This is a genomic window from Citrobacter sp. wls827, from assembly GCF_005280875.1.
GTDB lineage: Bacteria > Pseudomonadota > Gammaproteobacteria > Enterobacterales > Enterobacteriaceae > Citrobacter > Citrobacter youngae.
The window spans coordinates 145,880-170,486 of the sequence record NZ_SZWR01000001.1 but is presented as its reverse complement, the minus strand read 5'-3'; the positions used below and the strand labels follow the sequence as shown (position 1 = coordinate 170,486).

Here is a 24,607-nt window from a genome sequence, read left to right as displayed (position 1 = left end):
CCGCCAACAGCAATGTGGCGGTTTTTTTATACGTCGCAGTCTACACTTACCTGTGTAACGGATAAGGAGTGGCGATGAGCAAGAGAGTTCCTGTTGGTGTCCGCGCCTGTCTGACCACAGAAGCGAACGATAAATTTCTGTTTGACGAGAATACGCTGGTACGTATTTATGCCTTGCATGAATTGCACCGACTGCGCCAGAGCGGATTATCACGTGGCGCATTGATTGATTTTCACACCCGTTACAAGCTGGTGTTACTGGCACACTCCCAACCGGAGTATCGTGAGCTCGGCCCTTTTGTTGCCGCAATCCACGAATGGGCAAGCCTCGATGCTTTTTATACGGAGTACCGTTTACGGTTGATTCATCTGTTGTTTAATAACGCGACCCGACGCAACCATACCAATGTCCTGATGCATGTGCAGGGCTATTTCCGTAACCAGCTCAATCTTCGTCAACGTCAGGAACTGACCTCAATAATCGATAACTATCGACGTGAGATGCAGCCGCTGCTTGCGCCATTGATGCTCCTCCAACACTATATGACGGAGCACCCGAACAGCTGGTTGTCCGGGCAACGTTACTTTGAACTCTGGCCTGCGATTCTGCGTTTACACGGCAAAGCTTAATTTTTATTTGGGAGTTTTATGACCACTCATCTGGTCTGGTTTCGGCGAGATTTACGTTTGCATGACAATCTTGCGCTGGCAGCGGCATGTCGGGATCGTTCGGCACGGGTATTGGCGTTATATATTGCCACGCCCGCACAGTGGAAAGCGCATGATATGTCACCGCGTCAGGCGGCGTTTGTCGGCAAGCAGTTGAATGCGCTGCAAACGGCGCTGGCAGAAAAAGGCATCCCGCTGCTGGTTTATGACGTCGGGGATTTCACAGCCAGCGTAGAGATAGTCAAAAATGTCTGCGCACAGCATGACGTTAGCCGACTGTTTTATAACTATCAGTACGAAATCAACGAACGCCAGCGCGATGCTCAGGTTGAAAAATCATTATCGCAGGTGGTCTGTGAGGGTTTTGACGATAGCGTAATCCTGGCACCGGGCGCGGTAATGACCGGGAATCATGAGATGTATAAAGTCTTTACACCGTTTAAAAATGCCTGGCTGAAGCGGTTAAAAGACAGTATCCCGGAGTGTGTTGCGGCACCAAAAGCCCGCGAAAGCGGCGCAATTCCCCCCCCATCAACGCCAATTACGCTCAATTATCCACAGCAGGATTTTGATGTGGCGCTTTTCCCGGTAGAAGAAAAATCGGTTATCGCGCAATTACGTCAGTTTTGCCAGCAGGGCGCGGCAGAATATGAGCAACAACGTGATTTCCCGGCAAATGAAGGCACCAGCCGGTTGTCGGCAAGCCTTGCCACCGGTGGGTTATCACCGCGCCAGTGTCTGCACCGTTTGTTAGTCGAGCAACCGCAGGCGCTAGAGGGAGGCGCCGGGAGCGTTTGGCTAAACGAGCTCATCTGGCGCGAATTTTACCGCCATCTACTGACGTACTATCCTGCACTGTGTCGGCATCAGCCCTTTATTCGCTGGACTGATCGTGTGCAATGGCAAAATAGCGTGACGCATCTTCAGGCATGGCAGACGGGAAATACAGGGTATCCAATCGTAGATGCGGCGATGCGCCAGCTTAACGGCACAGGGTGGATGCATAATCGTTTACGCATGATCGCGGCTAGCTTTTTGGTGAAAGACCTGCTGATCGACTGGCGAAAAGGCGAGCAGTATTTTATGTCACAACTGATCGACGGTGATCTGGCGGCGAATAATGGTGGCTGGCAGTGGGCTGCTTCTACCGGAACGGATGCTGCGCCGTATTTCCGTATTTTTAACCCCACCACGCAGGGGGAGAAATTCGACCGTGACGGTGATTTTATCCGCCAATGGGTACCGGAATTACGCGATGTACCGGGAAAAGCCATTCACGAACCGTGGCCGTGGGCGGAGAAAATGCAGGTGACACTCAACTATCCTCGTCCGATTGTCGATCATAAGCAGGCAAGGCTGGCGACGCTGTCGGCATATGAGGCGGCGCGTAAAGGGTAAAGGCATGGTGGATTTTGCGTAATACCTTCCAACAGAATGAACATGTTGCAGTCGGGCGATTTTAGCGCTGAAGCGTGCGCTCAGTACCGTGAATACCCTGCTGCACAAGTTTTCTCTCAGCAGTAAATTTCCGTCATCTGAATGAAAATGACGGAAATTAATGACAACGCCAACGACCTCCACCCCGCATGATGCGGTGTTTAAAACGTTTTTACATCATCCCGAAACTGCACGAGATTTTCTCGACATTCACCTGCCAGCTGAACTGCGGATGCTTTGCGATTTGAATTCGCTGCAACTGGAGTCAGAAAGCTTTATTGAAGCGGATTTACGTTCGCGCTACTCCGACGTGCTCTGGTCTTTGCACACACGCAACGGTGACGGTTATGTCTATGTGGTGATAGAGCATCAAAGTTCAGCCGAGCCACATATGGCTTTTCGTCTGTTGCGTTATGCGCTAGCGGCGATGCAGCGCCATCTGGACGCAGGGCACAAGGAACTGCCGCTGGTGATACCGATGCTGTTTTATCATGGCTGCCGAAGCCCCTATCCGTACTCATTGTGCTGGCTGGATGCCTTTGCCGACCCCGTGGCGGCAAGACAGCTTTATTCCAGCGCATTTCCGTTGGTAGACATAACGGTGGTACCCGATGATGAGATCATGGCTCACAGGCGAATGGCGCTGCTGGAATTAATGCAAAAACATATCCGTCAGCGGGATTTGATGGGGCTGGTAGAGCAACTGACCACGCTACTACTTACCGGATGCGCTAATGACACGCAACTGCAGGCGATGTTTAATTACATCCTACGATCCGGCGATGAATCTCGCTTTAATGAGTTTATGCAAGAGATGGCACAACGGATCCCCCAACATAAGGAGAGGCTGATGACTATTGCGGAGCGGTTACGGTTAGATGGATTACAGGAAGGTTTACAACAAGGGCTACAACAAGGGCTACAACAAGGCAAAGAAGTAGGAAAGCGAGAAGCTGCATTACGTATAGCGCAAACTATGCTGGAGCAGGGAATAGATCGCGCAATGGTACTACTAGTGACGGGGCTTACTGAAGAGGAACTCGCTGCAAGTTATGCGTAATTACCCGAAAAAACAGGCCCGAATAGTATTACATCATCGGGCCCTTACACTCAGGATTCTACCGCCAGCGGACGGTTTCTGAACTTAAGCGACTGGTACAGCCAAATCATCAGCACCAACGCCACACAGGCCAGCGCGCCCCAGGTAATTTCGCTAAAGACATCAATATAGGCGTTGATGGAATAGTTGATAGCACCGGAAGCATCAAACGCGCCCTGTGATGTCTGGTCGGCAATCACACCCGCCAGGTAGTTGGCAATGGCCCCGGAAAGCAGCATATAGATGCCGGTTAATACGCCGGTTACCCCTGGGATCTCAATGCGTGTAATTTGTGACATGGCGACAGGGTCGATAAACAGTTCGGCAAAGCCCATGACCGCCAGCCCCAATACCATCAGCGGCATGGAAGAGTGGCCGTAAGCTGCGGACCAACGGGCGCTTAAGGTCAGAATACAGAAACCCGCACTCATTAACCCCAGACCGAGAGCAAACTTACCCCAGATACGAACGGTACGATTGCCACTCACGCTTTCTTTGACCACCCAGGCCAGCACGATACCGCACAACATAACGGCGAAGGCGTTTACCGACTGAAACATGGCAGTAGGGACTGAATATCCCATCACGTCGCGATTAACAAAACGGTCGATATACAAGCTGATGGAGCTACCACCCTGCTGTGCAAAGGCCCAGAACAACAAGCTGAAGAAGGTCAGCGTGACGATAAGCCCCAGCTCTTTACGCTGTTTCTGCGTTTGCGCCTGACGGTAAATTTTTGCCAGAACAGCCAAACCAATGACGGTGGCGACAATCAGCGCGTACACGGACCACTCTTTCCAGAACAGGACGGTAATTAAAAGCGGTGCGGCGACCAGCAGAACCAGCAGCCAGGCCCAGTTCGGCAGAATGAGCGATTTGGCACACAGCACGGTTTTGTTGACGCCGGTGGTGTGAGCGAAATGACGATTCCCGCATAAGAAAATGACCAGCCCGGCCAGCATACCGATAGCGGCCAGCGCAAAGCCCATTGCCCAACTGTACTCTTCCTGCACATAGCCGCAGGCGATAGGGGCAATAATTGAACCAATGTTACCGGCGGCATAGAGCAGAGAGAACCCGCCGTCACGGCGCGGATCTTCTGGTTTATACAATTCACCCAGCAGGCAACTGATGTTGGATTTAAACAAACCGTAGCCACAGACAATAATGGCCAGAGATAAATAGAGAAACGCCGGAGCCATTTCACTGGCGCCCAGGACCAGATGTCCCACTGCCATCAAAAATGCGCCAATCATTACCGCCATGCGGTTACCGAGCACTTTATCCGCCAGGTATCCCCCGAGAATAGGCGTGACATACACCAGCGAACAGTAAGCACTGAACAGTTCATACGCATGATTATCGTTGTACTTAAGCTGGTTAGTGAGATACAGGATCAGCAGTGCACGCATGCCATAAAAACTGAAGTATTCCCAAATTTGCAGCGCGACAACGTAATAAATCGCGCGCGGCTGAGATGCTTGTTTATTCATTATTTTCTCGAAGTAAATGCCTCACGACGGGAGGAACGTGCCGTGTGAGTGTGTTTCCTTAAAGTTGTAACTTTGATACAGATCTGATTATTTTTGCAATATGCTGTCTGATTGCATAAATATACATGAATAAAATCTCATGGTGGTAAGCAATTTACGTTTACAGGCCGCGTGATTGTTTCTTGATGTGTCAGCGAAATGGCTATCGACGAACGGAGATGAGGACGCTATTTTAACTGAAGCTGTGTTGCTGATTGGGCAGGCAGAATTTATGACAACGAGGACGATGATGAAAAACACCGAGCTGGAACAACTGATTAACGACAAGCTGAACAGCGCAGCCATAAGCGACTATGCACCGAATGGTTTGCAGGTTGAGGGCAAAGAAACGGTGCAAAAAATCGTGACCGGCGTAACCGCAAGCCAGGCATTACTGGATGAGGCTGTTCGCCTTGGGGCCGATGCGGTCATCGTTCATCATGGTTATTTCTGGAAAGGCGAATCTCCGGTTATTCGTGGCATGAAGCGCCGGCGTCTGAAAACGCTACTGGAAAATGACATCAACCTGTATGGCTGGCATCTGCCGTTGGATGCCCACCCCGAACTGGGGAATAACGCACAGCTGGCCGCGCTATTGGGGATCACGGTGATGGGGGAGATAGAGCCTCTGGTACCGTGGGGGGAACTCTCTATGCCGGTTCCTGGGCTGGAACTGGCATCCTGGATTGAAGCGCGTCTGGGACGTAAACCGTTATGGTGCGGTGATACCGGGCCTGAAAACGTTCAGCGTGTTGCCTGGTGTACGGGGGGCGGTCAAAGTTTCATTGATACCGCAGCCCGCTTTGGTGTTGATGCTTTTATTACCGGGGAAGTTTCTGAACAAACCATTCACTCTGCCCGCGAGCAGGGACTGCATTTCTATGCTGCCGGTCACCATGCTACCGAACGCGGCGGTATTCGTGCATTGAGCGAATGGCTGAATGAAAATACCGATCTGGATGTGACGTTCGTCGACATCCCTAACCCAGCCTGATAAAGAGGGACGAAAGTGCAGCGAGCGCGTTGTTATCTGTTAGGTGAAACCGCGGTGGTTCTGGAGCTGGAACCGCCGATTACGCTGGCAACTCAGAAACGCATCTGGCGTCTGGCCCAGCGTCTGGCTGATGCTCCGAATGTACTTGAAGCCATTCCGGGAATGAACAATATCACGGTGATCCTGAATTCCCCGCAGACGCTGGCGCTGGATGCCATTGAACGCCTGCAACGTTGGTGGGAAGAGAGCGAGGCGATGGAGCCGGATTCGCGCTTTGTCGAAATCCCCGTTATCTATGGTGGCGAATACGGGCCCGATCTGGCCGAAGTCGCCCGGCACAGTGGTTTGAGCGACAAGCAGGTCGTTGAATTGCATGCGTCAGTTGATTATGTAGTCTGGTTTTTAGGGTTTCAGCCGGGATTTCCCTATCTTGGGAGCTTACCGGAACCATTGCATACACCAAGACGAGCCGAACCGCGCTTACTTGTTCCGGCAGGGGCGGTGGGGATCGGCGGGTCACAAACCGGTATCTACCCGATTGCAACGCCCGGCGGGTGGCAACTGATAGGACGTACCGCCGTTAAGCTTTTTGATCCGCAGCGCGAGGAGCCGATCCTGTTACGGGCTGGAGATACTGTACGTTTTGTCCCGCAGAAGGAGGGCGTATGTTAAACATCATTCGTGCTGGCCTGTACACCTCCGTACAGGATGGGGGGCGTCATGGCTTTCGTCAGTCAGGGATAAGTCACTGCGGTGCGTTGGACAAACCGGCATTGAACGTCGCTAATCTGCTGGTAGGAAATGATGCGAATGCTGCTGCGCTGGAAGTCACGTTGGGTCAGCTGGTGGTGGAGTTTGACGCGGATGGTTGGTTTGCCTTGACCGGCGCGGGATGCGAAGCGCATTTGGATCGTACTCCGGTATGGAGCGGTTGGCGGTTGCCGGTTAAAGCCGGACAACGCCTGGCATTAAAACACCCGCATCATGGTATGCGCAGCTACCTGGCGGTGGCGGGCGGTATTGATGTTCCCGACGTTATGGGATCGCGCAGTACCGATTTGAAAGTTGGTATTGGCGGGTTTGAAGGACGTTTGTTACGTGATGGCGATAAGTTGGCGATTGGCGTTTCAACACGACAATTCAATGGCCCACAAGGGGTAAAACAGTTGATGTGGGGCAACCACATTCGTGCGCTGCCCGGACCTGAATATCAGGAATTTGACGAGGCATCGCAGGCATCGTTCTGGCGATCGCCGTGGCGACTGAGCCCACAGAGTAACCGTATGGGGTATCGCCTGCAGGGGCAGCCACTGACACGCGCGACAGACCGCGAGATGTTGTCACACGGTTTGCTCCCAGGCGTGGTACAGGTCCCGCATAACGGGCAGCCAATTGTACTGATGAACGATGCCCAGACCACGGGCGGATATCCGCGTATCGCCTGTATCATCGAGGCGGATATGTATCACCTTGCGCAGATCCCTCTTGGACAACCGATTCACTTTGTTCAGTGCTCGCTGGAAGAGGCGTTGAAGGCGCGTCACGATCAGCAGCGCTATCTGGAACAATTAGCATGGCGACTTAACGATGAAAATTGATTTGAATGCAGATCTCGGCGAAGGCTGTGCGAACGACGCGATGCTGCTCCAACTGGTGTCATCGGCCAATATTGCCTGTGGGTTTCACGCCGGTGATGCGCAGACCATGCTCTTAAGCGTGCGCGAAGCGCTAAAAAATGGCGTGGCAATAGGCGCGCATCCGAGCTTTCCGGATCGGGAAAATTTTGGTCGTAGCGCCATGACCCTGCCTGTGGAAACGGTTTATGCGCAAACGCTGTATCAAATTGGTGCGCTGGCGACCATCACGCGCGCTGAGGGCGGCGTGATGCGTCATGTCAAACCGCACGGCATGCTTTATAACCAGGCCGCAAAAGATCCTGTGCTGGCCGATGCGATAGCCAGAGCGGTTTATGCCTGCGATCCGTCATTGATACTGGTAGGGCTGGCGGGAAGTGAGTTGATCCGTGCCGGAGAACATTATGGCCTGGTGACGCGTCAGGAGGTTTTTGCAGATCGGGGGTATCAGGCTGATGGTAGTCTGGTTCCGCGTAGTCAGCCAGGTGCACTGATCGAAGACGAAGAGCAGGCGCTGGCGCAAACGTTAGAAATGGTGCAGTCCGGGAGAGTAAAAAGTCACAGTGGAACATGGGCAAGCGTAACCGCGCAGACGGTATGCATTCACGGGGATGGTGAGCACGCACTCGCTTTTGCCCGTCGTTTGCGCAGCGCCTTTAATGCCTGCAATATTCAAATTAGCGCGTAAGTTTATTCATACAAAACAATAAGATATTACACAACAACATAAAGGATTTAATTATGGGAGAGGCTATTTCTCTCTGGCCATTGGCGGGTATCGCCGTCATCGTGGTCGGATTTCTTTTACGTTTTAACCCGGTATTGGTGGTTATCGTTGCCGGGATCGTCACCGGGCTGGCAGCGCATATGCCAATCGCCACTATTCTCGAAAAGCTGGGTGAAGGCTTTCTCAACACCCGCAACCTGCCGTTTATACTGCTGATTCCGCTGGCAGTCATTGGTCTGCTGGAACGTCACGGTCTGAAAGAGCGTGCCCAGGCGTGGATCGCGAAAATCCGCAGCGCCACCAGTGGTCGTCTGCTCATTGTCTATCTGTTTATTCGTGAAGCGACCGCCGCGCTGGGCTTGACCAGCCTGGGTGGGCATCCTCAGATGGTACGTCCGTTATTAGCCCCGATGGCTGAAGGGGCAGCGGAGAAAAACCACGGGGAATTGCCGGGGGCCGTGCGTTATCGCCTGCGTGCAATGTCTGCGGCGACTGACAACGTTGGTCTGTTTTTCGGTGAAGACATCTTCGTTGCCTTTGGGGCAATCATTTTCATGCACAACTTTATGCTGGAGTCCGGTGGGATCCAGACCGAGCCACTGCATATTGCTTTGTGGGGGATCCCAACGGCAATTTGCGCCTTCTTGATCCACGGTACGCGCTTGTGGCGTCTGGATAACTATCTGCAGCGTGAGGTGGCGAAAGCCAATGCGGCAGCGAAAGGAGCAGCGCAATGAATTTTCAGCAAAGCTATCTCTACTGGCTGGCGGGTGCGGTACTGTTGATTGTGGCGGTGATGTCATGGCAGGACAAAGCGAACCCACGCCGTCTGAGCACGGGGCTGTTTTGGGGACTGTATGGTGTGCTGTTCCTGCTTGGCGACTGGACGTACTCGCTGTTTGGCGACAAACGTACGGTACATATTGCGGTCGGCATTGCGGTGGTCGTCCTGGCGCTGATTGCCGGGTTTGGCGGCGTGAAGCTGGGCAGCTACCATCAGCGTACACAACAACAGCGTGAAGAAAGCGCCAGTCGGCTGGGTAATCGCCTGTTTTTCCCGGCGCTGGCTATTCCGGTGGTGACCGTTATCGGTGTACTGATGTTTAATCATATTCCGGGCTTGCAGGATGCGCTGTTTGGGCCAGGGAATCACGCCACACTGGTCACGCTCTTTTCGATGACCGCAGGTTCGCTGATTGGTCTGGCAATGGCGATAAAAATGACCCATGAGCGCGTCCATCAGCCCATTCAGGAAGCCCGTCGTCTGCTGGACTCCATCGGCTGGGCGTTCATCCTGCCGCAAATTCTGGCGACGCTCGGGCTGCTGTTTACGGCTGCAGGGGTGGGCAGTGGTATATCGTATCTGACCCAGGAATACCTCGCGGTAGATAGCCGCTTTATCGCCGTGGCGGTGTACACCATCGGTATGGCGCTGTTGACGATGGTCATGGGGAACGCATTTGCTGCTTTCCCGATTGTGACCGCCGGGATCGGTATTCCAATTCTTGTGTTGCAGCATGGTGGTAATCCCGCGGTGATGGCGGCTATTGGCATGTTTTCCGGTTATTGCGGGACATTGATGACACCGATGGCGGCGAACTTTAACATTGTCCCTGCTGCGCTACTGGAGCTGCCGGACAAAAACGCGGTAATTAAGGCGCAGGTGCCAACCGGGATACTGCTGTTGCTGGTTAACGTGTTCCTGATGTATTTCCTGATGTTCCTGTAAGGAGGAAGGATGAAAACAGTCTTAATCACCGGATTTGAACCCTTTGGCGGCGAGTCAGTTAACCCTTCCTGGGAAGTGGTCTCCGGGCTCGACAATGCTATCATCGCCGGGTGCCGCGTCGTTGCGCGTCAGCTACCGTGTGTGTTTGGCGAGTCTCTGGCCGTACTTAATGCCGCGATTGACGCGCTGTCACCGTCGTTGGTGCTGGCGGTGGGGCAGGCAGGAGGTCGTACCGATATTACCGTTGAGCGTGTGGCGATCAACGTGGACGATGCGCGTATCGCGGACAATCAAGGTCAACAACCGGTAGATGTGCCGATTGTCGCCGAGGGCCCGGCAGCATGGTTTAGCACGCTGCCGATCAAAGCGATGGTGATGGCGATGCGCAACGCGGGAATTCCGGCCTCGGTTTCCCAGACCGCTGGCACTTTCGTGTGTAACCACGTGATGTATGGCCTGCTGCATAAACTACGCGACGCCCCGGCGGTGAAGGGCGGTTTTATCCATATTCCTTATCTGCCACAACAGGCCGCCGCGCACCCCGGAGCGCCAAGTATGGCGAGCGAAACGGTGCGCCGGGCGCTGGAAATTGCCATTGACACTGCATTGCAGGTGGACAGCGATATTGCGGTGACGGGCGGTGCAACACACTAACAAAGGACAGTATTATGCCTGAAGGCCCGGAGATCCGCCGCGCGGCGGATAACCTGGAGGCGGCAGTCAAAGGCAAACCCCTGACGGATGTCTGGTTTGCTTTTGAGCAGTTAAAACCGTATCAATCCCAACTCATCGGGCAGAGTGTTACCCAGCTTGAAACGCGGGGTAAAGCCTTGCTGACCCATTTTTCCAATGGCCTGACGCTGTACAGCCACAATCAGCTTTACGGCGTGTGGCGAGTGGTCGATACCGGCAACATTCCGCAAACCACGCGGGTGCTGCGCGTCAGGCTGCAAACAGAGGATAAAACTATCCTGCTGTATAGCGCGTCTGATATCGAGATGCTGACGCCAGAGCAGCTTACCACCCATCCGTTCCTGCAGCGGGTTGGGCCTGACGTACTGGATGTACGTTTAACGCCCGATGACGTTAAAGCACGTCTGCTTTCATCCCGTTTTCGTAATCGCCAGTTTTCCGGTCTGTTGTTGGATCAGGCATTTCTCGCGGGATTAGGTAACTATCTGCGGGTAGAAATTCTCTGGCAGGTGGGGTTGACCGGGCAACATAAAGCGTCACAGATTAGCGATGAACAGTTGGATGCACTGGCGCATGCGCTGCTTGATATTCCTCGTCTGTCCTACAACACCCGTGGGCTGGCGGATGAGAACAAGCATCACGGGGCGCTGTTTCGCTTTAAGGTTTTTCACCGGGACGGAGAAGCCTGTGAGCGCTGTGGTGGGATCATCGAGAAAACGACACTTTCCTCGCGACCGTTTTACTGGTGTCCGGGCTGCCAGCATTAGGTAGGCTGTCTTGGAGCATGCGCTGAGATAAACCGCGCCACCGCCGGACCGGTCAATAAGATACTGAACAGCCGCAGGGTTTGCATTGCCATGATTAGCGCCATATCGGCGTGGCTGCCTGCGGCAATTACCGCGACGGAATCCACGCCACCTGGGCTGGTCGCCAGATAGGCGGTGAGAAAATCGATTTGCATGTAATGCGCCAGACCCCAGGCCATAGCGGCGCAGATCGCCATCAGTGAAAAAATGGACAACAGGATCTGCGGCAAAGGGCGCAGCGCCATTAAAAAGATCTGCTTGTCAAAACCCAGGCCGATTTGCCAGCCGATGGCCATATACGCTATCGCCAGTAGCCATTCCGGCAGTTCAATTACCATCACACCACCTGCGTTCAGCAGTGCGCCCGCCAGCATCGGCAGGAGCATGACGCCAGAGGGAATACGCAGTAAGCGCCCGGCTATACCGGCAACTGCGGCCAGCAAGATGGTGCTCAACAGATTAATACTCAGCGGTGGAAACCAGACGATTTGCTGACCTACCGTTTGTGCCTGATCGCCCATGACAAATCGGGTTACCAGCGCGGCAGCGCCGACCACCAACAGTACCCGCAGATACTGCATAAAGGCAACCAGGCGGATGTCAGCGCCATAATCCTGCGCCATCGCAACCATCGCGGCTGCCCCACCAGGTGATGAACCCCACGCGCCGGTGTTCCCTGGTAGATTGCTGTAGCGAACCAGCAGCCAGCCGATTACCGCGCTGCTAATGAGGGTTACCAGCAGGATGACAATTACCATCGGCCAGTGTGCCGCAAGCGTGGTTAAAATAGATCCTGTGAGGTTTTGCGCAATCATACAGCCGAGAACGGCCTGCGCGGCAAGAAATGTGCAGCGGGGAGGGTGCAGGGAGATCCCGCGCATACTGAAAATGATACCGACGATCATCGAACCGAGCAGCAATGCGCCTGGGAGATGTATCAACAGGAAGAACAGGGAAAGAAGGAGCGATAGCAGAAACAACAGGCTCCACTGTAAAACAGGCATCCCATGCTCCTGAGTTAAATGCTGCGTTTAACGTGTTGATACAGCATAGAGAAAAAGTCCGCTGAAAAAAATATCAAGTATCAATAAAAACGGACTAACCAGTGACGGAGTCAGGTATATTGGCGGTCTGCCACAGGATCGAACGGCAGACCTTAAGAACATTAGAGGTTGGCATAACGAGTGCAGGATAAAATGAAGATAGATTCACCTTTTTTAAGAATTGGCTAGAGGAATTGAGTATTTTAGCTCCATTTTTGGTGCATCATCTAAATATCTACTGGATCGGGCCACTAAATACCCTGCGATTTCCTCAGTAGTTAACTCAACATGTAGCATATCAGGATTCTGGAACCATTCATTCGGCCAAAAAATAAGATCGGATGGATTACCGTCAAAATTTTTCTCGAGTAATGAAAGGGCATGATCTTGTTCGGATTCCTTGCACTTGGGATCGCACACAGTACGAATGGTTTGAATCAGTTCGTCCCATGTAAAATCGGCATACCATTGTGCTCTGGTAAACGCTATACGAGTAAACTCTACGGCGCTAGTCCAGGAGGAAAAGTCTCTGAAATCAGAAAATGTTCGGGGAGAAACGACCTGACTGTTCCATTCATCAATCATGCTCCTTAGCGCAGAGTCTTCTTCCTTTGCGCCTTTATCAATTCTTGCAAGTATCTGTGTGGCTTTTTGTGACAGTTCCTTGATCTTGCGACTACTGACCTTAACTGGTCTCATTCGTTCAGGCAGAGGCATTGTCAGAATCCTTAAATAGTGGGAGTCCCTGGGACTTACGCCATCTTTTGATTTCATCAATGACGCCTTGCGGGCTGTCTTCTCTGTCATCTGGCGGGTAAAAAATCAATCCATTACCTTCCGGATGATCCACTATTTTATCGAAATGATCGACTAATGAGTCGATGTAATATTCACGGTCTATTTTTCCCAGGTAGCGTGGGTTTGTGGAGAATTCATATGAATTCAGCTTCGGTGTAGTCTTCGAGTTTTTGCTTAAGATGATTCATATATTCACTGTTTTAATAAATTTCTTTGCAGAGCTTATTTAGAATCTTTAAATAACTCTAAGCCATGAGATGCTCTCCATTTTTTTATTTCCTTGAATATTCCCAAGGGTGAACATTCAATCTCATCTGGTGTATTAAAAATCAGTCCATTACCAAGTGGGTGCTGGGTGACTTTAACTACATGTAGTTGTAGATCATCGATAAATTTACCAAAATCCTTGGCATTTAGCCCATGTTTATTCTCAAAAAAGTTAGATAGCAGAGCAATGAACTCTGACTCAGTGTAATCGCTTATGGTTTTTTCATTATCTATTAGCATTTTTATGTATTCCTATATGTAAGCGAGGAGTAGTAATGTTTATATTATCCATATTAAAAACTTCTCCGCCATGCTGGATTTCTTCTACGTGATGAAGTTCAAAAGTCGTTCTGCCGCCTACCTGCTCTGAAGGAATAGGATATGGTGCCAACCCCATTCTTATCAGGGTTTGGTTAGATGGTTTAAAATCCTTCATAAGCTCAGGGCATTCTGACACCGCAAGCCAGAATTCTTCTCTGAAATGGTCAAAGTTGCGAAATGTTCTTCCTCGCAGCTTATCCGCCACCTGTGCAGGTATCGGCGCTCCCAGCCCTGAACTGGCGGCCTCAAGCCAACGACCATTTCCGGATAAAATTTCACCGTGGCCGGTTGCTGTACCGGGGTCGTCCCGGGCTGTTTTCAGGTATACATATATCGGCTGAATGCCTGAATCGGCCGGAAAAATTAGAATATAATCGTTAAAATCGGCGACATCCGGCACAAGGAACGGTGGCGTGGTGTATTCGTTTTTGCCATCCGGGATTGGTGTCACCAGGATGGTTGGCTGATCAAGCGGTGGAACATTGCTACCCGTATGTGTGGGTAAATCGCCGGTCGCAGGATTTTCCGGCGTCCAGGTGATTAAAGGCCCGTCTACATTGTGGGCAGGCGTAAATTCATAGCGATGATGTTCAACATTCCACAGCATATTCGCAACGCGCACGTTTTCGTACGGAGTACCTTCGCCGGTATGCACGCCGTATATTTGCGACTTACCGTGAATGTCGGTTCCCCAGAAAAAACGAACCCGGGTGGTGGCAGTGCCACCTACCAGCGCCTTTTTCCGTAGTTCTTCTTCATACCAGAACTCATCGCGTCCGGGAACGCGTGCACTGTCCGTACCCGCAGACGGAATATACAGCGCGGAAGCCAACGCGCCGATATAAGGAACGCCTCGTGCGGCGCTGAGTATGCCACCGAGTGACCACTCGCCCCACACCTGCGTCAGCCCACCCAGGATAGGCAGCGCAGCCGAGGCTTCTGCGGGCTGTGCATATCCGCAACAATCATCGACGGAAGATTGTGCGAAAACCGCCATCTGTCCGAAGTTTTCAGCCGATTCTTCACGGCTCCCTGCGTCTGTACAGCCTTTTTCTTTCAGACAGGATTTGGCATAGACCGGCGTAACTGCTGGAATGTGTGGTGCAGGGGGAGAAGGGCGTTTCACTATGGGTTTTATCGTACTGACCGGCTGAGGGCGGGGTGGTATAAACAAACGGTTGTACTCAGCAGGAAACGCCAGGTAGTCAAACTCAGTGTTGGCAATCAGGTGTTTGCAAAGAATATAGTCATACGATACCGTAATTTCTTCGGTATCCAGCTTGTTTAGGATCACATATGTTTGAATGCTTTTTACCAAAGCATTTCTCAATTGAATATAATAATAGCGTTCCCATTTTCCAAATCTGTTTATTCGCCATAAATCAATTTCAATAAACAAATGTTCGTTATTATTGATGGCATTAATCAATAATGGTGTGCTTTTATCAATTAATTTTGTGAAGTTCAGTAGCTGGGCATTAATACCAGAATCAGTATTAACTAATCCATTCGAAAGTGAAAAAGCAAAAATCTCATCAGGATGGTTTTCCTGCCAGCGATTTCCTACAGATGCGTAAGTACCACAGTCGGAAGAAATATTTCCTTGGTGTTCACCAGTAATTTTCAGGTAAATAAGGTCGCTCATACCATTTAATCCAAGGGGGGGGTATAAGACCGGATTAAATAGCTAATAAATTTAAAAATCAAATAATGCATTGGCGATTAATGCTATATAAAAGGGGGCGCATGTCTGAAATATATTATGGGACGAATTAGCTGATGAAAATAATATTGATGAGATGAATGCGATAATTCGAGCAGGATCTGAAAAAAGCCACCGGAATTACCCGGTGGCCTGAACAATTAACGCTTAATATCAGACTTAAAATCACGCTTGTCGTAGCCGGTGTACAGCTGACGTGGACGCGCGATCTTCATGCCATCGGTGTGCATTTCGTTCCAGTGCGCAATCCAGCCAACGGTGCGCGCCATGGCGAAGATAACGGTGAACATAGAAGACGGAATGCCCATCGCTTTCAGGATGATGCCGGAGTAGAAGTCGACGTTCGGGTAGAGTTTCTTCTCGATGAAGTACGGGTCGTTGAGCGCAATGTGCTCAAGCTCCATGGCCACTTCCAGCAGATCGTCTTTGGTGCCCAGCTCTTTCAGCACTTCGTGACAGGTTTCACGCATGACGGTAGCGCGCGGGTCATAGTTTTTATAAACACGGTGACCAAAGCCCATCAGGCGGAAAGAATCATTCTTGTCTTTCGCGCGGCGAACAAATTCCGGAATGTGTTTAACGGAGCTGATTTCTTCCAGCATTTTCAGCGCAGCTTCGTTTGCGCCGCCGTGCGCCGGTCCCCACAGGGAAGCAATACCGGCAGCGATGCAGGCAAACGGGTTAGCGCCAGAAGAACCCGCGGTACGTACGGTAGACGTTGAGGCGTTCTGTTCGTGGTCGGCGTGCAGGATCAGGATACGGTCCATGGCGCGTTCCAGAATCGGATTCACTTCGTATTTTTCGCACGGCGTGGAGAACATCATGTTCAGGAAGTTACCGGCGTAGGAGAGGTCGTTACGCGGGTATACGAACGGCTGTCCGATGGAGTATTTGTAGCACATCGCGGCCATGGTCGGCATTTTGGACAGCAGACGGAAAGCGGCGATTTCGCGGTGACGCGGATTATTCACATCCAGCGAATCGTGGTAGAACGCAGCCAGCGCCCCGGTTACACCGCACATAACGGCCATCGGGTGAGAGTCGCGGCGGAAACCGTGGAACAGACGAGTGATCTGCTCGTGGATCATGGTATGGCGAGTGACCGTGGTTTTGAACTCGTCGTACTCTTCCTGTGACGGTTTTTCACCGTATAGCAGGATATAACACACTTCCAGATAGTTGGACTCGGTCGCCAACTGGTCAATCGGGAAGCCGCGATGCAGCAAAATACCTTCGTCACCATCGATGAACGTAATTTTGGATTCGCAGGATGCGGTAGAGGTGAAACCTGGGTCAAAAGTGAACATCCCTTTTGAACCGAGACTACGAATATCAATAACATCTTGACCGAGCGTACCTTTCAGCACATCCAGTTCAATAGCAGCGTCACCATTTAGAGTGATTTTTGCTTTAGTATCAGCCATTTACGGTCTCCTTAGCGCCTTATTGCTTAAGACTGCCGGAACTCACATTTGCCTTCGTACATCAATGAACCGTTACCAGTTTGTTATTTGGCTCGCCGCTCTGCGAAAGAGGGGATGACCTGGGTACAGAGCTATGGGCGCTTGCAGGTAAAACGGTCTTTTCATGGCGAATAAACTGCAAATCAAGAACTTAGCAATCCGAATTATTAAACCTGTCTATCACTAATAACTGTCCTGACGGTATTGGTCAATACTTCCACACTGTTGCATAACTAAATCTCCGGTGAAAGAGTGACCCCATAACTTTTACGCATTATATGCTTTTTCTGGTGTCGTTTGTAACAACTTTGTTTAATGATTGTCAAATCAGATGATTAAAAATTAAAATAATGTTGTTATCGTGACCTATGTCACTGTTCGGGATAAAACCCGACAAACTATATGTAGGTTAATTGTAATGATTTTGTGAACGTCCTATACTGCCGCCAGGTCTCCGGAATACCCTGCAATCCCGAGCCAACCAGCGTTGTAACGTGTCGTTTTAGCATCTGGAAGCAGTGTTTTATATGACGCGTAGTTATAGTAAGGACGCTGTCTGACCCGCACGCAGACCGGAGGAAGGAAATCCCGTCGTCTTTCAGGCTACAGGTGTCTTCATCTTCTGTACCCGAAGTCCAAAGGGAATAATAAGAACAGCATGTGGGCGTTATTCATGATAAGAAATGTGAAAAAACAAAGACCTGTCAATCTGGATCTACAAACGATCCGGTTCCCAATCACGGCGATAGCGTCCATTCTCCATCGCGTATCCGGAGTGATCACCTTCGTGGCGGTCGGGATTCTGTTGTGGTTATTGGGTACCAGCCTTTCCTCCCCTGAAGGTTTCCTCACCGCGTCATCCATTATGAATAACTTCTTTGTGGAGTTAATTCTGTGGGGGATCCTGATTGCGCTGGCCTATCACGCCGTTATGGGCATTCGCCATCTGTTAATGGATTTTGGCTATATCGAAGAAACCCTCGAAGCAGGGACACGCTCCGCCAAAATTTGTTTCGTTATTATTGTCGTGCTTTCACTTCTCGCAGGAGTCCTCGTATGGTAAGCAACGCCTCCGCATTAGGACGCAATGGCGTACATGACTTCATTCTGGTTCGTGCTACCGCTATCGTTCTGACGTTATACATCATCTATATGGTCGGCTTCTTCGCCACCAGCGGCGAGCTGACGTTTGAAATCTGGACCGGTTTCTTCTCATCGGCATTCACCAAAGTCTTCACCCTGCTGGCACTTTTCTCCATCTTGATCCATGCCTGGATCGGCATGTGGCAGGTGTTGACCGACTACGTTAAACCTCTGGCTGTGCGCCTGATTCTGCAACTGGCTATCGTCGTTGCGCTGGTGGTTTACGTCATTTATGGATTTGTTGTGGTGTGGGGTGTGTAATGAAACTGCCAGTCAGAGAATTTGATGCTGTTGTGATTGGTGCCGGCGGCGCAGGTATGCGCGCGGCGCTGCAAATTTCCCAGAGCGGTCAGACCTGTGCACTGCTCTCCAAAGTGTTCCCAACCCGTTCCCATACCGTATCTGCGCAGGGTGGCATCACCGTGGCGCTCGGTAATACCCATGAAGATAACTGGGAATGGCACATGTACGACACTGTCAAAGGGTCGGACTACATTGGTGACCAGGACGCTATTGAATATATGTGTAAAACCGGTCCGGAAGCGATTCTGGAGCTGGATCACATGGGGCTGCCGTTCTCTCGCCTCGATAATGGCACCATTTATCAACGTCCGTTTGGCGGCCAGTCGAAGAACTTCGGCGGTGAGCAGGCGGCACGTACCGCAGCGGCGGCAGACCGTACCGGTCATGCGCTGTTGCACACGCTGTACCAGCAGAACCTGAAAAACCACACCACCATCTTCTCCGAGTGGTATGCGCTGGATCTGGTAAAAAATGCTGATGGCGCGATTGTCGGTTGTACCGCGCTGTGTATAGAAACCGGTGAAGTGGTTTACTTCAAAGCCCGCGCCACCGTGCTGGCGACCGGCGGTGCTGGCCGTATTTATCAGTCCACTACTAATGCCCACATCAACACCGGTGACGGCGTGGGTATGGCTATCCGCGCTGGTGTGCCGGTGCAGGATATGGAAATGTGGCAGTTCCACCCAACCGGTATCGCCGGTGCGGGTGTTCTGGTAACAGAGGGTTGCCGTGGTGAAGGTGGCTACCTGCTGAACAAACACGGCGAGCGCTTTATGGAGCGTTATGCGCCGAACGCGAAAGACCTGGCGGGTCGTGACGTGGTGGCGCGTTCCATCATGATCGAAATCCGTGAAGGTCGCGGTTGCGACGGCCCATGGGGTCCGCACGCCAAGCTGAAACTCGACCACCTGGGTAAAGAAGTACTGGAATCCCGTCTGCCGGGCATTCTCGAACTGTCTCGCACCTTCGCTCACGTTGATCCGGTGAAAGAGCCGATCCCGGTTATCCCAACCTGCCACTATATGATGGGCGGTATTCCGACCAAAGTCACCGGCCAGGCGTTGACCGTAAACGAGCAGGGCGAAGATGTGGTGATCCCTGGGCTGTTCGCAGTAGGTGAAATTGCCTGCGTATCCGTTCACGGCGCCAACCGCCTGGGCGGCAACTCGCTGCTGGACCTGGTGGTGTTTGGTCGTGCGGTGGGTCTGCATCTGCAAGAATCTATCGCCGAGCAGGGTGACCTGCTGGATGCGACCGAAGATGAAATCGATGCTTCTCTGGCGCGTCTGAACCGCTGGAACGGTAACCGCAACGGTGAAGACCCGGTGGCCATTCGCAAAGCGCTGCAGGAATGTATGCAGCACAACTTCTCGGTATTCCGCGAAGGCGATGCGATGGCGAAAGGTCTGGAAGAGCTGAAAGCGATTCGCGAGCGTCTGAAAAATGCCCGTCTGGACGATACCTCCAGCGAGTTCAACACCCAGCGCGTTGAGTGCCTGGAGCTGGACAACCTGATGGAGACCGCGTACGCCACCGCAGTATCTGCAAACTTCCGTACTGAAAGCCGTGGCGCGCATAGCCGCTTCGACTTCCCGGAACGTGATGATGAAAACTGGCTGTGCCATTCCCTGTACCTGCCAGAATCGGAATCCATGACACGACGTCAGGTCAATATGGAACCGAAGCTGCGCTCGGCATTCCCGCCGAAGATTCGTACTTATTAATGCGGAGACAGGACAATGAAACTCGAGTTTTCAGTTTATCGCTATAACCCGGATGTTGACGACGCTCCGCACATGCAGGATTACACCCTGGAGGCGGAAGAAGGGCGCGACATGATGCTGCTGGATGCGTTGATGCAGCTGAAAGAAAAAGATCCATCGCTGTCGTTTCGTCGTTCATGCCGTGAAGGGGTCTGCGGCTCCGACGGTCTGAACATGAACGGTAAAAATGGACTGGCCTGTATCACACCTATTTCTGCGCTGAATCAGCCGGGCAAGAAAATTGTCATTCGCCCGCTGCCGGGCTTACCGGTTGTGCGCGATTTGGTGGTAGACATGGGGCAATTCTACGCACAGTATGAGAAGATTAAACCTTACTTGTTGAATAATGGGAAAAATCCGCCGGCTCGTGAGCATTTACAAATGCCTGAGCAGCGTGAGAAGCTCGATGGGCTGTATGAATGTATTTTGTGTGCATGCTGCTCAACGTCTTGCCCGTCATTCTGGTGGAATCCGGACAAGTTTATTGGCCCGGCAGGCCTGCTGGCCGCGTATCGCTTCTTAATTGATAGCCGCGATACCGAGACCGACAGCCGCCTGGAAGGTTTAAGTGACGCTTTCAGCGTATTCCGCTGCCATAGCATCATGAACTGCGTCAGCGTATGTCCTAAAGGGCTGAACCCGACGCGCGCCATCGGCCATATTAAGTCGATGCTGCTCAAACGTAGTGCATAAATAGTTGTTGTTGCCGGGGAAGTGATTCCCCGGTAGTGCAGGAAACCTCTAAAAACTGCCACATTGATAGCAATAATCGTAGCCTGAACAGCGACGATTATTAGACAGTTTTTAAAGGTTCCTTAGCGGACGCAGAAAACACGACAGTCCGCAACAAGTGAACCCCGGCACGCACATCGGTGTGCGTGGTAGTATCCACGGCGAAATACTCGTCATAGATCACGTTGCATGTGCGTTGGCTGCGCTTGCTCACCCCGGTCACTTACTGGATGTAAGCTCCCAGGGATTCGCAAGCTTGCCGCCTTCCTGAAACGTGATCTATTTAGAGTATTAAATAAGCAGAAAAGATGCTTAAGGGATCACGATGCAGAACAGCGCTTTGAAAGCCTGGTTGGACTCTTCTTACCTCTCTGGTTCTAACCAGAGCTGGATAGAACAGCTCTATGAAGACTTCTTAACCGACCCTGACTCGGTAGATGCTAACTGGCGTTCGACGTTCCAGCAGTTACCTGGTACCGGAGTCAAACCGGATCAACTCCACTCAAAAACACGTGATTATTTCCGTCGGCAGGCGTTGATTACCCCACGTTACTCTTCTTCTATTTCCGACCCTGATGCCAATGTGAAGCAGGTTAAAGTCCTGCAGCTCATTAACGCCTACCGTTTCCGCGGTCATCAGCATGCGAATCTCGATCCGCTGGGACTGTGGCAGCAAGAAAATGTGGCAGATCTGGATCCGTCCTTCCACGATCTGACCGATGCGGATTTCCAGGAAAGCTTTAACGTAGGTTCTTTTGCCGGCGGCAAAGACACGATGAAGCTGAGTGACCTGGTGGTCGCGCTGAAACAAACCTACTGCGGCCCGATTGGCGCCGAGTATATGCACATCACCAGCACCGAAGAAAAACGCTGGCTTCAACAGCGTATTGAGTCTGGCCGTGCCGCGTTCAGTAGTGAAGAGAAGAAACGCTTCCTCAGCGAACTGACGGCAGCGGAAGGTCTGGAACGCTACCTGGGTGCGAAGTTCCCGGGCGCAAAACGCTTCTCGCTGGAAGGTGGAGATGCGTTAATCCCAATGCTCAAAGAGATGATCCGCCACGCCGGTAACAGCGGTACCCGTGAAGTGGTGCTGGGTATGGCGCACCGTGGTCGTCTGAACGTTCTGGTTAACGTACTGGGCAAACGCCCGCAGGAACTGTTCGACGAATTTGCGGGCAAACATAAAGAACACCTCGGCACCGGTGACGTGAAGTACCACATGGGCTTCTCGTCGGATATCGAAACCGAAGGCGGTCTGGTGCACCTGGCGCTGGCGTTTAACCCGTCGCACCTGGAAATCGTTAGCCCAGTGGTTATCGGTTCCGTGCGTGCACGTCTGGATCGTCTGGACGAGCCAAGCAGCAATAAAGTGCTGCCAATTACCATTCACGGTGATGCGGCGGTAACCGGGCAGGGCGTGGTTCAGGAAACCCTGAACATGTCGAAAGCGCGTGGTTATGAAGTGGGCGGTACCGTGCGTATCGTCATCAACAACCAGGTGGGCTTCACCACGTCTAACCCGCTGGATGCGCGTTCTACCCCGTACTGCACCGACATCGGTAAGATGGTTCAGGCGCCGATTTTCCACGTTAATGCGGATGACCCGGAAGCGGTCGCTTTCGTGACGCGTCTGGCGCTGGATTTCCGTAACACCTTCAAACGCGATGTGTTCATCGATCTGGTGTGCTACCGCCGTCACGGCCACAACGAAGCCGACGAGCCGAGCGCAACTCAGCCGCTGATGTATCAAAAAATCAAAAAGCATCCGACCCCGCGTAAAATCTACGCTGACAAGCTGGAAGCGGACAAAGTCGCCACGCTGGAAGATGCGACCGAAATGGTCAATCTGTATCGTGACGCACTGGATGCTGGCGAATGCGTAGTGAAAGAGTGGCGTCCAATGAACATGCACTCCTTCACCTGGTCGCCTTACCTCAACCACGAGTGGGATGAAAACTACCCGAACAAAGTTGAGATGAAGCGTCTGCAGGAGCTGGCAAAACGCATCAGCACCGTGCCTGAAGCCGTTGAAATGCAGTCGCGCGTCGCCAAAATTTACGGTGACCGTCAGGCCATGGCCGCAGGCGAGAAGCTGTTCGACTGGGGTGGCGCAGAGAATCTGGCTTATGCCACGCTGGTTGACGAAGGCATTCCGGTACGTTTGTCGGGTGAAGACTCCGGTCGCGGAACCTTCTTCCACCGCCACGCGGTGATTCATAACCAGGCGAACGGTTCAACTTACACGCCGCTGCAGCATGTGCATAACGGTCAGGGCACGTTCCGCGTATGGGACTCCGTGCTGTCTGAAGAAGCGGTACTGGCGTTCGAGTATGGTTATGCCACGGCAGAGCCACGCACGCTGACCATCTGGGAAGCGCAGTTCGGCGACTTTGCCAACGGTGCGCAGGTGGTTATCGACCAGTTCATCTCTTCCGGCGAGCAGAAGTGGGGCCGTATGTGCGGTCTGGTTATGCTGCTGCCGCACGGCTACGAAGGCCAGGGTCCGGAGCACTCCTCCGCGCGTCTGGAACGTTATCTGCAACTTTGCGCTGAGCAAAACATGCAGGTTTGTGTCCCGTCTACCCCGGCACAGGTCTACCACATGCTGCGTCGTCAGGCGCTGCGTGGGATGCGTCGTCCGCTGGTGGTGATGTCACCGAAGTCGCTGCTGCGTCATCCGCTGGCAGTGTCTACGCTGGACGAACTGGCAAATGGCACCTTCCTGCCAGCCATTGGCGAAGTCGATGAACTTGATCCGAAAGGCGTGAAGCGTGTCGTGATGTGTTCTGGTAAGGTTTATTACGACCTGCTGGAGCAACGCCGCAAGAATGGCCAAAAAGATGTTGCCATTGTGCGCATCGAACAGCTCTATCCGTTCCCGCATAAAGCGGTGCAGGAAGCGCTGAAACCGTTTGCTCATGTACATGATTTTGTCTGGTGCCAGGAAGAGCCGCTCAACCAGGGCGCATGGTACTGCAGCCAGCATCATTTCCGTGAAGTAATTCCATTTGGGTCAGCTCTGCGTTATGCAGGTCGCCCGGCCTCTGCCTCTCCGGCAGTAGGATATATGTCCGTTCACCAGAAGCAGCAACAAGATCTGGTTAATGACGCGCTGAACGTCGATTAAATAAAGGATAAATAATGAGTAGCGTAGATATTCTTGTTCCCGACCTGCCTGAATCCGTAGCGGATGCAACGGTTGCAACCTGGCACAAAAAACCGGGCGATGCAGTACGTCGTGATGAAGTACTGGTAGAAATCGAAACTGACAAAGTGGTACTGGAAGTACCGGCATCAGCGGACGGTATTCTTGATGCGGTTCTGGAAGATGAAGGGACAACCGTCACTTCGCGCCAGATCCTTGGTCGCCTGCGTGAAGGCAACAGCACTGGTAAAGAAACCAGCGCTAAGTCTGAAGAAAAAGATTCTACTCCGGCACAGCGCCAGCAGGCGTCTCTTGCTGAGCAGAACAACGATGCCCTGAGTCCGGCGATCCGTCGCCTGCTGGGTGAGCATAACCTCGAAGCCAGCGCTATCAACGGCACTGGCGTCGGCGGTCGTATCACGCGTGAAGATGTTGAAAAACATCTGGCGAAAGCTCCGGCGGCGAAAGCCGAAGCCAAAGCGCCGGCCGCTGCGCCTGCGCCACAGGCTCAACTGGGCGCGCGTGGTGAAAAACGTGTTCCGATGACCCGTCTGCGCAAACGCGTAGCTGAGCGTCTGCTGGAAGCG

The 24,607-nt window shown here is 52.3% G+C and carries 24 protein-coding genes; 17 read left to right on the top strand and 7 right to left on the bottom strand.

Translation table 11 applies throughout. From position 1 onward, the window contains the following. Positions 1-74 precede the first annotated feature (74 nt). The 3 genes from FDX03_RS00790 to FDX03_RS00780 all read left to right on the top strand — a co-directional run bounded on the left by FDX03_RS00790 (position 75) and on the right by FDX03_RS00780 (position 3,165). A complete protein-coding gene (locus FDX03_RS00790; RefSeq protein WP_137345348.1) occupies positions 75-629 on the top strand; it encodes a DUF1722 domain-containing protein in 555 nt (184 codons plus the stop codon). An 18-nt stretch (positions 630-647) separates the two neighbouring features. Next, complete coding sequence (gene phrB / locus FDX03_RS00785; RefSeq protein WP_137345347.1) at positions 648-2,066, top strand: deoxyribodipyrimidine photo-lyase; 1,419 nt, start codon at positions 648-650, stop codon at positions 2,064-2,066. Positions 2,067-2,226: 160 nt separating this feature from the next. Further along, positions 2,227-3,165 (top strand): Rpn family recombination-promoting nuclease/putative transposase, encoded by a 939-nt coding sequence (locus tag FDX03_RS00780; RefSeq protein ID WP_137345346.1) that lies wholly within the window; start codon positions 2,227-2,229, stop codon positions 3,163-3,165. Positions 3,166-3,215: 50 nt separating this feature from the next. Here the strand turns inward: FDX03_RS00780 and dtpD are convergent, their stop codons facing one another. Beyond that, positions 3,216-4,697, bottom strand: a complete 1,482-nt coding sequence (gene dtpD / locus FDX03_RS00775) for a dipeptide permease DtpD (RefSeq protein WP_137345345.1) — start codon at positions 4,695-4,697, stop codon at positions 3,216-3,218. Positions 4,698-4,986: 289 nt separating this feature from the next. Between dtpD and ybgI the strand changes: the two genes are divergently transcribed. Genes ybgI through nei form a run of 8 tightly spaced genes read left to right on the top strand, consistent with a single transcriptional unit; the run spans position 4,987 to position 11,280 of the window. Next, a complete protein-coding gene (ybgI, locus tag FDX03_RS00770; RefSeq protein WP_105242157.1) occupies positions 4,987-5,730 on the top strand; it encodes a radiation resistance protein YbgI in 744 nt (247 codons plus the stop codon). Between the two features lie 15 nt (positions 5,731-5,745). Then, positions 5,746-6,402 carry a 5-oxoprolinase subunit PxpB gene (gene pxpB, locus FDX03_RS00765; protein WP_048212264.1) on the top strand — a complete coding sequence of 219 codons (657 nt, stop codon included), beginning with the start codon at positions 5,746-5,748 and terminating at the stop codon, positions 6,400-6,402. After that, the gene (pxpC, locus tag FDX03_RS00760) at positions 6,396-7,328 is read left to right on the top strand and encodes a 5-oxoprolinase subunit PxpC (protein WP_048212263.1); all 933 of its coding nucleotides are present in this window, start codon (positions 6,396-6,398) and stop codon (positions 7,326-7,328) included. The genes pxpB and pxpC overlap by 7 nt, the downstream gene beginning before the upstream one ends. Then, positions 7,318-8,052 carry a 5-oxoprolinase subunit PxpA gene (gene pxpA, locus FDX03_RS00755; protein ID WP_048212262.1) on the top strand — a complete coding sequence of 245 codons (735 nt, stop codon included), beginning with the start codon at positions 7,318-7,320 and terminating at the stop codon, positions 8,050-8,052. Before pxpC ends, pxpA begins: the two co-directional genes overlap by 11 nt. A gap of 53 nt (positions 8,053-8,105) precedes the next feature. Then, positions 8,106-8,828 carry a DUF969 domain-containing protein gene (locus FDX03_RS00750; protein WP_048212261.1) on the top strand — a complete coding sequence of 241 codons (723 nt, stop codon included), beginning with the start codon at positions 8,106-8,108 and terminating at the stop codon, positions 8,826-8,828. Then, positions 8,825-9,820: a DUF979 domain-containing protein gene (locus tag FDX03_RS00745; protein WP_048212260.1), complete on the top strand. Its 996-nt coding sequence runs from the start codon at positions 8,825-8,827 to the stop codon at positions 9,818-9,820. The genes FDX03_RS00750 and FDX03_RS00745 overlap by 4 nt, the downstream gene beginning before the upstream one ends. Positions 9,821-9,829: 9 nt before the next feature. After that, entirely contained in the window at positions 9,830-10,474 is a 645-nt protein-coding gene (gene pcp / locus FDX03_RS00740; RefSeq protein WP_115600763.1) for a pyroglutamyl-peptidase I, read from the top strand. 14 nt (positions 10,475-10,488) lie between these two features. Further along, positions 10,489-11,280, top strand: a complete 792-nt coding sequence (nei, locus tag FDX03_RS00735) for an endonuclease VIII (RefSeq protein WP_061067538.1) — start codon at positions 10,489-10,491, stop codon at positions 11,278-11,280. On the opposite strand, the gene FDX03_RS00730 is transcribed toward nei, so the two are convergent. From FDX03_RS00730 to FDX03_RS00705, 6 genes are all read right to left on the bottom strand, one after another. Next, positions 11,277-12,323, bottom strand: a complete 1,047-nt coding sequence (locus FDX03_RS00730) for an AbrB family transcriptional regulator (RefSeq protein WP_048212257.1) — start codon at positions 12,321-12,323, stop codon at positions 11,277-11,279. The genes nei and FDX03_RS00730 overlap by 4 nt on opposite strands. Positions 12,324-12,536: 213 nt before the next feature. Continuing rightward, entirely contained in the window at positions 12,537-13,079 is a 543-nt protein-coding gene (locus FDX03_RS00725) for a hypothetical protein (protein ID WP_137345344.1), read from the bottom strand. Then, positions 13,066-13,212: a bacteriocin immunity protein gene (locus FDX03_RS22905; RefSeq protein WP_249356960.1), complete on the bottom strand. Its 147-nt coding sequence runs from the start codon at positions 13,210-13,212 to the stop codon at positions 13,066-13,068. Before FDX03_RS22905 ends, FDX03_RS00725 begins: the two co-directional genes overlap by 14 nt. Before the next feature lie 170 nt (positions 13,213-13,382). Continuing rightward, positions 13,383-13,667 carry a bacteriocin immunity protein gene (locus FDX03_RS00715; protein WP_016149801.1) on the bottom strand — a complete coding sequence of 95 codons (285 nt, stop codon included), beginning with the start codon at positions 13,665-13,667 and terminating at the stop codon, positions 13,383-13,385. Beyond that, the gene (tssD, locus tag FDX03_RS00710) at positions 13,654-15,393 is read right to left on the bottom strand and encodes a type VI secretion system tube protein TssD (RefSeq protein ID WP_137345343.1); all 1,740 of its coding nucleotides are present in this window, start codon (positions 15,391-15,393) and stop codon (positions 13,654-13,656) included. Before tssD ends, FDX03_RS00715 begins: the two co-directional genes overlap by 14 nt. A gap of 218 nt (positions 15,394-15,611) precedes the next feature. Further along, positions 15,612-16,895 (bottom strand): citrate synthase, encoded by a 1,284-nt coding sequence (locus FDX03_RS00705; protein ID WP_048212256.1) that lies wholly within the window; start codon positions 16,893-16,895, stop codon positions 15,612-15,614. A gap of 697 nt (positions 16,896-17,592) precedes the next feature. Between FDX03_RS00705 and sdhC the strand changes: the two genes are divergently transcribed. The 6 genes from sdhC to FDX03_RS22900 form a co-directional block, all read left to right on the top strand. After that, positions 17,593-17,997: a succinate dehydrogenase cytochrome b556 subunit gene (gene sdhC / locus FDX03_RS00700; RefSeq protein WP_003831406.1), complete on the top strand. Its 405-nt coding sequence runs from the start codon at positions 17,593-17,595 to the stop codon at positions 17,995-17,997. After that, on the top strand, positions 17,991-18,338 hold the full coding sequence (gene sdhD, locus FDX03_RS00695; RefSeq protein WP_061067540.1) for a succinate dehydrogenase membrane anchor subunit: 348 nt from the start codon (positions 17,991-17,993) through the stop codon (positions 18,336-18,338). The genes sdhC and sdhD overlap by 7 nt, the downstream gene beginning before the upstream one ends. After that, a complete protein-coding gene (gene sdhA, locus FDX03_RS00690; protein WP_137345342.1) occupies positions 18,338-20,104 on the top strand; it encodes a succinate dehydrogenase flavoprotein subunit in 1,767 nt (588 codons plus the stop codon). Before sdhD ends, sdhA begins: the two co-directional genes overlap by 1 nt. A gap of 15 nt (positions 20,105-20,119) precedes the next feature. Continuing rightward, a complete protein-coding gene (sdhB, locus tag FDX03_RS00685; protein WP_032948848.1) occupies positions 20,120-20,836 on the top strand; it encodes a succinate dehydrogenase iron-sulfur subunit SdhB in 717 nt (238 codons plus the stop codon). 364 nt (positions 20,837-21,200) lie between these two features. Beyond that, positions 21,201-24,002: a 2-oxoglutarate dehydrogenase E1 component gene (sucA, locus tag FDX03_RS00680; protein WP_048212254.1), complete on the top strand. Its 2,802-nt coding sequence runs from the start codon at positions 21,201-21,203 to the stop codon at positions 24,000-24,002. Between the two features lie 14 nt (positions 24,003-24,016). Continuing rightward, a partial coding sequence (locus FDX03_RS22900) for a biotin/lipoyl-containing protein (RefSeq protein ID WP_249356959.1) occupies positions 24,017-24,607 on the top strand: 591 nt, incomplete at its 3' end.